The 11,702-nt window shown below is 69.4% G+C and carries 11 protein-coding genes, 1 pseudogene and 1 riboswitch; of the genes and pseudogenes, 8 read left to right on the top strand and 4 right to left on the bottom strand.

Annotated features, from left to right (window positions below):
- From ASE88_RS19360 to ASE88_RS03690, 3 genes and pseudogenes are all read left to right on the top strand, one after another.
- Positions 1 to 337 (top strand): annotated as a pseudogene (locus tag ASE88_RS19360) (pyruvate/2-oxoglutarate dehydrogenase complex dihydrolipoamide dehydrogenase); the annotation flags it as partial.
- Positions 334 to 1,995 (top strand): FAD-dependent oxidoreductase, encoded by a 1,662-nt coding sequence (locus tag ASE88_RS03695; RefSeq protein WP_056475530.1) that lies wholly within the window; start codon positions 334 to 336, stop codon positions 1,993 to 1,995. The pseudogene ASE88_RS19360 and the gene ASE88_RS03695, both read left to right, overlap by 4 nt.
- Positions 1,996 to 2,206: 211 nt before the next feature.
- Positions 2,207 to 2,878, top strand: a complete 672-nt coding sequence (locus ASE88_RS03690; RefSeq protein ID WP_056475527.1) for a peptidylprolyl isomerase — start codon at positions 2,207 to 2,209, stop codon at positions 2,876 to 2,878.
- Between the two features lie 24 nt (positions 2,879 to 2,902).
- Here ASE88_RS03690 and ASE88_RS03685 read toward each other — a convergent pair whose 3' ends face one another.
- Positions 2,903 to 4,519, bottom strand: a complete 1,617-nt coding sequence (locus ASE88_RS03685) for an NAD(P)/FAD-dependent oxidoreductase (protein WP_056475524.1) — start codon at positions 4,517 to 4,519, stop codon at positions 2,903 to 2,905.
- A 60-nt stretch (positions 4,520 to 4,579) separates the two neighbouring features.
- Between ASE88_RS03685 and cobO the strand changes: the two genes are divergently transcribed.
- From cobO to cobS, 5 genes are all read left to right on the top strand, one after another.
- A complete protein-coding gene (gene cobO / locus ASE88_RS03680; RefSeq protein WP_056475521.1) occupies positions 4,580 to 5,179 on the top strand; it encodes a cob(I)yrinic acid a,c-diamide adenosyltransferase in 600 nt (199 codons plus the stop codon).
- Positions 5,180 to 5,274: 95 nt separating this feature from the next.
- A riboswitch (cobalamin riboswitch) is annotated at positions 5,275 to 5,469 on the top strand.
- A gap of 176 nt (positions 5,470 to 5,645) precedes the next feature.
- A complete protein-coding gene (locus ASE88_RS03675; protein WP_056475518.1) occupies positions 5,646 to 6,053 on the top strand; it encodes a DUF1636 domain-containing protein in 408 nt (135 codons plus the stop codon).
- Positions 6,050 to 7,063 carry a nicotinate-nucleotide--dimethylbenzimidazole phosphoribosyltransferase gene (gene cobT / locus ASE88_RS03670; RefSeq protein ID WP_056475515.1) on the top strand — a complete coding sequence of 338 codons (1,014 nt, stop codon included), beginning with the start codon at positions 6,050 to 6,052 and terminating at the stop codon, positions 7,061 to 7,063. The genes ASE88_RS03675 and cobT overlap by 4 nt, the downstream gene beginning before the upstream one ends.
- Positions 7,060 to 7,629, top strand: coding sequence for a histidine phosphatase family protein (locus ASE88_RS03665; protein ID WP_056475512.1), 570 nt, complete (start codon positions 7,060 to 7,062; stop codon positions 7,627 to 7,629). The genes cobT and ASE88_RS03665 overlap by 4 nt, the downstream gene beginning before the upstream one ends.
- On the top strand, positions 7,626 to 8,345 hold the full coding sequence (gene cobS / locus ASE88_RS03660) for an adenosylcobinamide-GDP ribazoletransferase (protein ID WP_056475510.1): 720 nt from the start codon (positions 7,626 to 7,628) through the stop codon (positions 8,343 to 8,345). The genes ASE88_RS03665 and cobS overlap by 4 nt, the downstream gene beginning before the upstream one ends.
- Here the strand turns inward: cobS and ASE88_RS03655 are convergent.
- From ASE88_RS03655 to ASE88_RS03645, 3 genes are read right to left on the bottom strand one after another with little or no spacing between them, the layout of a single operon-like run.
- The gene (locus tag ASE88_RS03655) at positions 8,310 to 9,779 is read right to left on the bottom strand and encodes a cobyric acid synthase (protein ID WP_056475507.1); all 1,470 of its coding nucleotides are present in this window, start codon (positions 9,777 to 9,779) and stop codon (positions 8,310 to 8,312) included. The genes cobS and ASE88_RS03655 overlap by 36 nt on opposite strands.
- Positions 9,767 to 10,744 carry an adenosylcobinamide-phosphate synthase CbiB gene (cbiB, locus tag ASE88_RS03650; RefSeq protein ID WP_056475505.1) on the bottom strand — a complete coding sequence of 326 codons (978 nt, stop codon included), beginning with the start codon at positions 10,742 to 10,744 and terminating at the stop codon, positions 9,767 to 9,769. Before cbiB ends, ASE88_RS03655 begins: the two co-directional genes overlap by 13 nt.
- Positions 10,698 to 11,672, bottom strand: coding sequence for an aminotransferase class I/II-fold pyridoxal phosphate-dependent enzyme (locus ASE88_RS03645; RefSeq protein ID WP_056475501.1), 975 nt, complete (start codon positions 11,670 to 11,672; stop codon positions 10,698 to 10,700). Before ASE88_RS03645 ends, cbiB begins: the two co-directional genes overlap by 47 nt.
- Positions 11,673 to 11,702: the final 30 nt, after the last annotated feature.

Below are 11,702 nucleotides of genomic sequence, written 5' to 3'. Positions count from 1 at the left end.
CCCGCCGCTCGGCCGGGTCGGGATGACGCAGACCGAAGCCGAAAAGACCGGGCGGCCGATCCTCGTGTCGAAGCGGCCGATGACGCGGGTCGGGCGGGCGATCGAGAAGGGTGAGACACGCGGTTTCATGAAGATCGTTGCGGATGCGGAGACGCAACGGATCCTCGGCGCGGCGATCCTCGGTGTCGGGGGCGACGAGGCGATCCACGGTATCCTCGACATGATGACCGCGGATCAGCCGGTGTCGGCGCTCCGCTGGGCGGTGCCGATCCATCCGACCGTGTCCGAGCTGATCCCGACGTTATTGTCCGATCTCGCACCGGTGACGCCGCGATGACCCCAACCGACAGCGTCACCTCGCGCGAGCATCAGATGTTCCCGGTGCTCGACGCCGATCAGATCGAGACGGCCAAGCGGTTCGCGAGCGGGCCGGCGCGCAAATTCACCGCGGGCGAACAGGTCTATGCGATCGGTGAGCTCGGCGCGCCTGCATGGCTGGTGCTGGCGGGCGCGATCAAGGTCATCCGCCGCGACGGGCTGACGCACGAGGCCCCGATTACTTCGCACGGAGTGGGACAGATCACGGGCGAGGTAAACCAGCTTGCCGGCCGCCCGTCGATCGCGGGTGGCCGCGCCGGCGCCGATGGCTGCACCGCGCTGCCGTTCGATCCTGCACATCTTCGGGCTTTGATGGTCGGCTCGGCGGACGTCGGCGAGATCGTGATGCGTGCGCTGATCCTTCGCCGCGTCGGGCTGATTGAGCAGGGCAGCGGCGGTACGGTCATCGTCGGGGTCCCGGGCAGCGCCGATATCGTCCGGCTGCAAGGCTTCCTCACGCGGTCGGGCTATCCCAATATCGTGCTCGACGCCGCCTCCGACGACGAAGGGCGGGCGCTGGTCGAGCGGATCGGCGTGTTGCGCGCCGACCTGCCACTGGTGGTCTGTCCGAACGGGACGGTCCTGAAGCGACCGTCGGACGTCGAGGTGGCAGCATGCATCGGGATCACCCCCGACCTCGATCCGGATGCGGTGTACGACGTGGCGATCGTCGGTGCGGGACCGGCGGGGCTCGCGGCGGCGGTGTATGCGGCGTCCGAGGGGCTGTCGGTGGTCGTCCTCGACGAACGCGCGATCGGCGGGCAGGCGGGCGCGTCGGCGCGGATCGAGAATTATCTGGGGTTCCCGACGGGAATTTCAGGCCAGGCGCTGGCGGGCCGCGCGTTCAACCAGGCACTCAAGTTCGGAGCGGAGATCGCCGTGCCGCTGGCGATCGCGCGGCTCGACGACGACGCGGGGCGCGCGGACGAACCGCTGATACTCGCGCTGCCGGATAACAAGCGGGTCAGGTCGCGGGCCGTAATCGTCGCGTCGGGCGCGCGCTATCGTCGCCCCGACATTCCCGATCTGGCGCTGTTCGAGGGCGCGGGCGTGTCGTATTGGGCGTCACCGATCGAGGCGCGACTGTGCGAGGGCGAGGTGGTCGCGCTGGTCGGCGGTGGCAATTCGGCGGGGCAGGCAGTGGTCTTCCTGGCGCCTCGGGTGAAACATCTGCATTTGATCGTCCGACGGCCGCTGGCAGCGACGATGTCGAGATACCTGATCGACCGGATCTCGGCGTTGCCCAACGTGACGTTGCACGTCGGCACGGAGATCGTCGGCCTCGAGGGCGATCGCGCGACCGGGCTCACGGCGGCTACCTTCCGCCAGCCGGACGGCTCGACGACGTCCTTTGCGATGCGGCATTTGTTCCTGTTCATCGGTGCCGAGCCCAATGCAGGTTGGCTGCGCGGCTGCGTCGATACCGACGACAAGGGGTTCATCGTCACCGGCCGGGCGAGGCTTTCGTTGCAGACGAGCCGCCCGCGCGTTTTCGCGATCGGCGACGTACGTGCGGGATCGACCAAGCGCGTCGCGGCCGCGGTCGGCGAGGGGGCCGCGGTGGTCGCGCAGGTCCATATCGCGCTGGCCGACATCGTCAGACGGGAGACGTCATGAGCGATCGCTGGCGCATTCCCCCGGCCAAGACCGGGACCGGCGTGGCAAGGCCTTGGTAACACCCCGCCTGAGTTCGGTATTGCCGCCCTCCAACCGGGCGTGGCCGCCCTCGGAGGTTGAGACGCGGGTGGTCCGCACGATCGCGCTTGCTTGCTTCGTTGCAAATCGATCGCTAGCCGAAACCGATCGGTAAAGGCGTGAGAGATCCAGGATGCGGCGAGTGATGATGGGGCTGCTGGCGGTTGCAACGGTCGCCAGCGCAGGCGGCGCGCAATCGGCGGCGCCAGCAGGTCCCAAGCCGGGGATCGTCCGCGTTCGGATCGTGACCTCGGAGGGCCCGATCCTGCTTGCACTCGATACGCGACATGCGCCCAAGACGACCAAAAACTTCCTCGCCTATGTCGATGACGGGCGGTTCGACGGGACCGATTTCTACCGCGCGAGCCGGCAGAAATCGTCGCCGAGATCGGGCTTCATCCAGGCGGGTATTCGTACCGACGCACGGCGTATCCTGCCGCCGTTTCCGCTCGAGACCACGGCGATGACCGGGATCAAGCATCTCGACGGGACGATATCGATGGCGCGCGGCATGACGCCGGCGTCGGCGGGCGGCAATTTCTTCATCACGGTAGGCCCCGCGACGGCGATGGACGCGCGGCCGGGCTACCCCGGCTATGCCGCCTTCGGCCACGTCGTCGCGGGGATGGACGTCGTCAAGCGCATCCTCGCCAAGCCGACCGGCGGCGGGATGGACGCATTCAAGGACCAGATGATCCTGAAGCGCGTGGCGCTGGTCAGCGCGCGGCGACTCGACGGCGTGGCGAAGCCGACCGGACTGCCACGAGCCTGGCTGATCAAGACGGGCCCTGACAGGAAGAAGTGAGCTTTCGGCTTCTGCTCGTGGCGATCAGGCCGTCAGGCTGAGCGCGACCGCCTCCGCGACCTTAATGCCATCGACTGCCGCGGAGAGGATGCCGCCTGCATAGCCCGCGCCTTCGCCCGCCGGGAACAGTCCGGCGGTGTTGAGGCTCACGAAATCGTCGCCGCGCGTGATCCGGACGGGTGACGAGGTGCGCGTTTCGACCCCCGTCAGCACCGCGTCGGGATGATCGTAGCCGGGGATCTCACGGCCGAAGGCGGGCAATGCCTCGCGCAACGCGGTGATCGCGAAGTCGGGGAGGCATTCGGCCAGGTCGGTCATGTGCACGCCCGGCTTGTACGACGGGATCACCGAGCCGAGCGCGTTCGAGGGACGGCCGGCGAGCAGGTCGCCGATGCGCTGCGCGGGCGCCTTGTAGTTCGACCCGCCCGCGACATAGGCGCGCGATTCCCAGTGGCGCTGCAGCGCGATCCCGGCGAGCGGGTGGCCCGGATAGTCGCGCGCGGGATCGATGCCGATCACGATCCCCGAATTCGCGTTGCGTTCGTTGCGCGAATATTGGCTCATGCCGTTGGTGGCGACGCGGCCCTCCTCGGAGGTCGCGGCGACGACGGTGCCGCCGGGGCACATGCAGAAGCTGTAGACGGTGCGGTCGTTCTTGCAGTGATGCGACAGGCTGTACGCCGCCGCGCCGAGATCGGGGTGGCCGGCGCACGGGCCGAAGCGGGCTTCGTCGATCCACGACTGCGGATGCTCGATGCGGACGCCGATCGAGAACGGCTTGGCCTCGACATGGACGCCCGTGGCGTGAAGCATCTCGAACGTGTCGCGCGCGCTGTGGCCGACCGCGAAGACGACATGATCCGCCTCCAGATAGTCGCCGGTGCTCAGATGGAGGCCGCGGAGCTTGCGGACGCCCGCCTCCTCGGTGACGTCGAGACCGTCGACGCGGGTCGAGAAGCGATATTCGCCGCCGAGCGCCTCGATCGTCTCGCGCATGCTCTCGACCATCGTGACGAGGCGGAACGTGCCGATATGCGGATGCGCTTCGGTCAGGATTTCGGGTGGCGCGCCGGCCTTCACGAACTCGGTCAGGACCTTGCGGCCGAGATGGCGCGGGTCCTTGATCTGGCTCCAGAGCTTGCCGTCGGAGAAGGTGCCGGCGCCGCCTTCGCCGAACTGGACGTTGGATTCGGGGTTGAGCACGCTCTTGCGCCAGAGGCCCCAGGTGTCCTTGGTGCGCTCGCGGACGACCTTGCCGCGGTCGAGGATGATCGGGCGGAACCCCATCTGCGCGAGGATCAGACCTGCGAAGAGACCGCAGGGGCCTGCGCCGACGACGACCGGGCGCGGGCCGGTGTAGCTCGGGCCGCTTTTGGTGACGAAGCGATAGCCGGTGTCCGGCGTGCGCTGGACGTGGCGATCCTTGCGGAAGCGGGTGAGGACGGTGTCCTCGTTCTTCAGCGTGACGTCGACCGAATAGACGAGCTGGATGTCCATCTTGTCGCGCGCGTCGTGCGCCCGCCTGGCGATCGTGTAGCGGATCAGGTCGCGCGGCGTCACGCGCAGGCGATCGCGGATCGCGGCGGGAAGCGCTTCGTCGGCGTGGTTGAGCGGGAGCTTGAGGTCGGTGATACGGAGCATGGGGCACGCTCTAGCGCCGCGCGGCGCGATCCGCCATCGGGAGCGCGAGAGGACAGGATCATGCGGACCGATGACGAGCAGAATGCCAAGAGCGCCAAGCGCAAGGAGGTCCATGACCGGATCGTCGCGACCAAGTCGATCGAGAAGGGGCTGATCATCGTCCACACCGGCAAGGGCAAGGGCAAGTCGACCGCCGCGTTCGGCATGGCGGTGCGGATGATCGGGCATGGGCGGAAAGTCGGCGTCGTCCAGTTCGTCAAGGGCGCGATGGCGACCGGCGAGAAGGCGGTCTTCGACGCGTTCCCCGCGCTGTGCGAGTTCAAGCCGATGGGCGAGGGGTTCACCTGGGACACGCAGGACCGCGCCCGCGACATCGCGGTGGCGCGTGAGGCATGGGACGAGGTCAAGCGGATGATCGCCGATCCATCCTATGCGATGGTAGTCGCCGACGAGCTCAACATCGTGCTGCGCTACGACTATCTGCCGGTCGACGAGGTTCTCGCGGCGTTGGCGGCGAAGCCTGAGATGACGCATGTCGTCATCACCGGGCGGAACGCGCCCGAGGCGGTGATCGAGGTCGCGGATCTGGTGACGGACATGACGCAGGTGAAGCATCCGTTCCGGTCGGGCGTGAAGGCGCAGTTGGGCGTGGAGTTTTAGCGGCGCGGCCGACACGGATAACGGAAGGCGACGGGTTGCGGGGGAGCGCGCGGAACGCACTTGCCCGTGTCTTGCGTCGCCACTTCCGCCCGCGTATCGCTCGACCTGCGACAGGTTCCCCCGACGTTAGCGCCGAGGGGGATGAAAATGGGAACGGGAAACACCCGGCTGCCCCTGCAACTGTACGCGGCGAGCCACCGTGCCTCATGCCATTGGGTTCATCCCGAGAAGGCGGCGCGGACGGCGTTGACCCGCGAGCCAGGAGACCTGCCCGTCGCGGTCGTCTTTCGTCCGGCCAGGGTGCGCCGAACGGACGGGTAACACCCCGAGCGACGACATCGCTTCGCGTCGCGCGGAGGCTGGAGGCGTGCGCCTTCAGCCCTTGCGCGGGGCGGGATCGACTGTCCGAAGGGGTAACCATGGCTGCATTCTATCATTTTTCGTATCCGCGCGTCCGAGCCTCCGCATGTTGAAGCCGGTCGAAGACGGAGTCGCGGTCGTCGCGTGCACCACCTGCCGCCATTCCGCCGACGCGCGCGACGATGCCGAGGGGCAGCGCGGTGGGGCACGGCTCGCCAGCGCGCTGAAGGCGGTGCAGGCGAGCGATCCCGCTTACGCCGACGTCGCGGTGCAGGAGATGCCGTGCCTGTTCGCATGCCAGGATTTCTGCACGATCCATCTGCGTGCACCCGCCAAGGTCGGCTATGTGCTCGGCCGGTTCGAGCCGACCGAGGACGCTGCGCGCGCGATCCTCGATTATGCCAAGCTCTACGACGAGAGCGCGTTCGGCCAGGTGCCGTTCAAGCAATGGCCGCAGGGCGTGAAGGGGCATTTCATCACGCGCACCCCGCCCGCCGGGTTCGTCGTCGAATGACGGCGTTTGCGACGCCTGCCGCATTTCTCGCGGCCTTGCGCGGGTTGCCGCAGGCCGACGCTTCGGCGCGATCCGCGGCGGTGGCGCGGCAAGGCGAGCTGACCAAGCCACCGGGGTCGCTTGGGCGGCTGGAGGATATCGCGGTGTTCATGGCGGGCTGGCAGGGCAACCCGCTGCCCCGGCTCGATCGTGGCAGCGCGGTCGTGTTCGCGGGCAATCACGGCGTCGTCGCGCGCGGCGTGAGCGCGTTTCCAGCCTCGGTCACAGCGCAGATGGTGGTCAATTTCGAGGCCGGCGGCGCGGCGATCAACGCGTTGTCGCACGCCGCGGGGCTCGACCTCAAGATCGTGCCGCTCGACCTTGATCGGCCGACCGCGGATTTCACGCAGGCGCCGGCGATGAGCGAGGAGGAATGCCTGGCCGCGATCAACGCGGGCGCCGCGGCGGTCGCGGATGCGCCGAACCTGATCGTGCTGGGCGAGATGGGGATCGGCAATACGACGAGCGCGGCGGCATTGTGTCTGGCGAGCTTTGGCGGATCGGCAAGTGACTGGGTGGGACCTGGCACCGGGGTCGATGGCGACGGGATCGCGCGCAAGATCGCGGTCGTCGAGGCCGGGTTCGCGCTGCACCGCGACGCGCTGACCACGCCGTTCGAGATTCTGCGGCGGCTTGGCGGACGCGAATTGGCGGCGATCGCTGGCGCGGTGGTCGCGGCGCGGCTGGCGGGCGTCCCGGTGATGCTCGACGGGTTCATCTGTTGCGCGGCGATCGCGCCATTGGCGGCTGCATGCCCCGACATCGTCGCGCACTGCCTGGCCGGGCATGTCTCGGCCGAGCCGGGTCACCGCGCGTTGCTCGAGCGGATCGAACTCGAGCCGTTGCTGTCAATGGGGATGCGGCTGGGCGAGGCGAGCGGCGCGGCGACGGCGACGATGCTCGTCCGGGCGGCGCTGGCCACGCATGCCGAGATGGCGACATTCGCCGAGGCGGGCGTCGCGGCAGCGTGAGCGCGTACATGCTGTATCTGATGCGGCATGGTGCGCCCGCGGTGACGGGGCGATTGCTCGGGCGGACTGACGATCCGGCGACCGAAGCGGGGATCGCCGCCTGCGTCGCGCGCGCCGACGGGCTCGACGTCGCGCGGATCGAGGCGTCCGACCTGATCCGGGCGCGGGCGTGTGCGGAGGCGATCGGTAGCCCACGCAGCCTGCCGGTTGTGGTGGAGCGACGGTGGCGCGAGCTCGATTTCGGGGCGTGGGATGGTTTGTGCCCGGCGGCGATCGATCCGGCCGAGCTGGGCGCCTTTTATGACGATCCGGACGCTGCGCCGCCGCCGGGGGGCGAACGCTGGTCTTCGCTGCACGATCGTGTCGCGTCCGCGCTGGCGGCGATGCCGCCGGCCCCGACGCTGGTCGTGACGCATGGCGGTGCGATCCGGGCGGCGCTTGCAGACCTTTGCGGGTTCGATTCTCGGCAGATCTGGGCGTTCGACCTGCCCTATGCCGCGCTGGTGTCGCTCCGGGTGTGGCCGGGACTGACGCGGACCGTGCAGATCGTCGGGCTGGCGACATGACGCGGCTGATCGTCGCGTTCGGTTTCCTGACCCGGCTGCCGATGCCGCGCTTGGCAATGGAGGCGGATGATTTCGCCGCGGCGATCCGGGTCTACCCGCTGGTCGGGCTCGCGATCGGCGTGCTCGTCGCGCTGGCAGGCTGGCTGGGCGCGCAGGTCGACCCATGGACCGGCGCGTGTGCCGCGCTGCTGGCGTGGATCGCGGTGACGGGGGCGCTGCATCTCGACGGGCTCGCTGATCTGGCGGACGGGCTCGGCGCGGCGCATGGCGATCGGACACGGCTGCTCGCGGTCATGGCCGACCCGCATATCGGCAGCTTCGGCGTCGTCGCGATCGCGGGCCAGATGATCGCCAAGCTCGTGCTGCTGCACGCCGCGGGGCTGGCGGGCTGGTGGGCGTTGGTCCTCGTACCGTTCGCGGCACGGATGGGCCCGCTCGTCTGGGCGAGGCTCTTGCCGCCGCTGCGGGCCGGCGGCCTTGGCGCGGCGGTGGCTGGCGCGGTGCGCAACCGCGACCTGCTCGGATGGGCGCTGATGCTCGCGCTCGCGGCGGTGGCAGTGCCCGCGCTCGTCGTGCTGCCGGTGCTCGTGCTCGGCGTTGCGGCATGGTTACGGCGGACGCTGGGCGGCGTGACCGGCGATGCGCATGGGGCTGGGATCGAGATTCTCGAGACGGGGCTGCTAGCCGCGATCGCGGTGGCTGGCGCGCTCGCTTAACGCGAGCAGCGCATCGAGATCGACGTGGCGTTCGAGCGTGGCGGCAATCGCATCGAGCGCGGCGTCGATCGACGCGCCGTGATCGGGCCCGCTTGCTGCAACGCCGAGCCGGGCCAGCCACGCCGCGCGTTGCTCGGCGAGCGCGAGCAAGCCGTGGATATAGCTGCCCGACACGAGACCGTCCGCACTCGTCGCGCCCTCCGCGCTGCCGTCGGCGCGGTGGCCGACGGGGCGGGCGGTCGCCGACCCGGTCGTCACGCCCATGTGCATCTCATACCCGTCAAAGGCGGCGCCCTGCGCCCGGCCGGAGACCCGGTCGAGCGTCTTGCGGCCGGCGAGGACCGTGTCGACGTCGAGCAGGCCGAGCCCCTCGACGCGGCACGCGGGGCCCTCGATCCCGTCGGGGTCGGCGATACTGCGGCCAAGCATCTGATAGCCGCCGCAAAGGCCGAGCACCGGCTTGCCGCGGCGATGATGCGCGCGGATGTCGATGTCCCAGCCTTGTGCGCGGACGAAGGCGAGATCGGGAATCGTCGCCTTCGAGCCGGCGAGCACGATCATGTCGGCGTCGGGGATCGGCGTGCCGGGCGGCACCATCACCAGTGCGACGCCGGGTTCCAGCCGGAGCGGGTCGAGGTCGTCGAAATTGGCGATCCGCGGCGTGATCGGGCAGGCGATGGTGACTTGGCGGTTCGCATTGGCGGCGGGGCGTTCGAGGATCACCGCATCCTCGCTGGGGAGCCGCACCGCGTCGGCCAGCCACGGCACGACGCCGTAGCCGCGCCATCCGCTGCGCGCCTCGATCGCGCGGTAGCCGTCGTCGAACAGCGCGGGATCGCCGCGGAACTTGTTGATCAGGAAGCCGTGGATCATCGCCGCGTCGGCGGGATCAATCACCGCGCGCGTGCCGACGACCGCTGCGATGACGCCGCCGCGGTCGATGTCGCCGACCAGGATCACGGGGACGTCGGCGGCGCGCGCGAAGCCCATGTTGGCGATGTCGCCCGCGCGCAGGTTGATTTCCGCCGGACTGCCCGCGCCCTCGACGACGACGAGGTCGCAGCCGGCCGACAGCCGTGCGAAGCTGTCGAGCACGTCGACCAGCAACCCGTCGCGCCCCTCGCGCCAACGCGCGGCGGCGAGCGTGCCGCGCACCTGGCCGCGGACGATGAGTTGCGACGTGCGGTCGCCCTGCGGCTTGAGCAGGACCGGGTTCATGTCGACGCTGGGCGCGACGCGACAGGCGATCGCCTGAGTCGCCTGCGCGCGGCCGATCTCGCCACCGTCGGCGGTGACGGCGGCGTTGTTCGACATGTTCTGCGGCTTGAACGGGCGCACCGACAGCCCGCGATTGGCGAACGCGCGGCACAGACCCGCAACGAGCACCGATTTGCCGACGTCGGAGCCGGTCCCCTGCAGCATCAGAGCGCGCATGCGAGTCCTCCGGCGATGACGAGCAGCAGCACGCACGCGCGGCGGTAGAGGCCGAGTGCGGTGCGAAGGTCGGCTGCGGTCGCGTCCGCGCGGCCGTCGCCTATATAGGGTTTTGCGACGCTGACGCCGTCATAGGCGATCGGTCCCGCGAGCTTCAGGCCAAGCGCGCCGGCCATCGCGGCCTCGGGCCAGCCGGCGTTGGGTGAAGCATGGTTGCCGGCGTCACGCCACATCGTCTGCCATCCGCCAAACCCGGCCATGCACAGCAGCACACCGCTCAGCCGTGCCGGGAGCAGGTTGGCGACGTCGTCGGTGCGCGCCGCAGCCCAGCCGAACGCGCGCCAACGCTCCTCGCGGTGGCCGATCAGGCTGTCGGCGGTGTTGATCGCCTTGTACGCCCAGAGACCGGGCAGCCCCCCGATCAACAGCCAGAACAGCGGCGCAACGACGCCGTCGCAGACGCTCTCGGCAAGGCTCTCGATCGCCGCGCGCGCCACACCGGCTTCGTCTAACGCCGCCACATCTCGTCCGACGATCATCGCCACCCGGGTCCGCGCAGCCGGGAGATCCCCGCACTCGAGCGCGCGCGCGATCGGGACGACGTGATCGTAGAGGCTGCGGATCGCCAGTCCGGGCGCTGCGGCCAATCCAATCGCGATCCATGCCGCGGACCCCAGCCAGCGATAAAGGACCGCCGACAGCATGGCGGCAACGAGGATCGCGACACCGCCCATCAGGACTATGGTCACGATGCCTGCCCCACGTCGGCGGGCGAACGACGAGGTCGGCGCGTTCCAGCGCGCCTCCGCCCAGCCGATCATCCGCGCGAAGCCGCCGACCGGGTGGCCTATGCGCGCATACACCCAGGCGGGCCAGCCGATCACGCTATCGACGAGTATCGCGACCGCCGCGACCGGTTCAATCACGCCCGAGCGCCCGGTCCAGTCGTTCGAACGCCATATCATCGCCCGGCACACCGAGTCGTAGCCAGCGCGGATCGTGATCGAACGCGCGAGTCAGGATGCCGGCGCGCGCCATCCGCTCGAAGAGCGCGGGTGCGTCGTCGGTTTCGATGAGACGGAACGACGGGCAATCGCCGATCGTGTCCAGGTCATGCCGGGCCAGCACGGCGTCCAGTCGTGCAGCGCGATCGACAATCGCCGCGCGTGTCGCATTCAGCCACGTGGTGTCGCGGTAGGCCGCGGTGCCATACGCCGTCGCGTGCGCCGATATCGGCCACGCTCCCAGCCGGGCGCGCAGCATCGCGATCTGCAGGGGCGGCCCGATCATGAATCCGAGGCGGACGCCGGGAAGCCCAAACGTCTTGCCGAACGAGCGGAATACGATCACGCGGTCGGACGTCTCGAGATGCGGCACCACGCTGTAGGACGGCAGCAGATCGACGAATGCCTCGTCGACGATGACCCATGCCCCGCGCCGCGCGATCGCCAGCAGCCGCGCCGGTGGATCGAGCAGGCCGTCGGGGTTGTTCGGGTTCGCGAGCAAAAGCGTCCCCGCATCCACCGCGTCGATCACTGCACGCACGATCGGGATCGGCGCCGCAAACACGTCGCGATGCGTCGCATAGCTTGGCACGACGACCTGCAGCGGGTGTGGCAGGTCCAGGCACGAGAGCATCCGCAGGCCGATCTCGCTGCCGGGCAGCGCCACGACGCGGTCCGCATCGATCCCGAACACGGCACCGGCGGCGTTTTCCAGTGCGGCGATCGACGCAGGCGAGGGCAAGACCGTCAGGTCGACCGTCGGCATCGGGTCCGACGCCCAGGCACGCGGATTGATCCCGGTCGAAAGGTCCAGCCACGGCACTGGCGCCTCCGGATAGAGGCTGGCGGCAAGATCGATCCTCCCGCCATGCGCGCGCAACCCCGTCATGCTATCCCTTCGCGTGATCTTGCGCCGCTC

This window comes from Sphingomonas sp. Leaf38 (genome assembly GCF_001421825.1).
Classification (GTDB): Bacteria; Pseudomonadota; Alphaproteobacteria; order Sphingomonadales; family Sphingomonadaceae; genus Sphingomonas.
The sequence above is the reverse complement of the archived record's forward strand: the minus strand, read 5'-3'. Positions and strand labels throughout refer to the sequence as shown.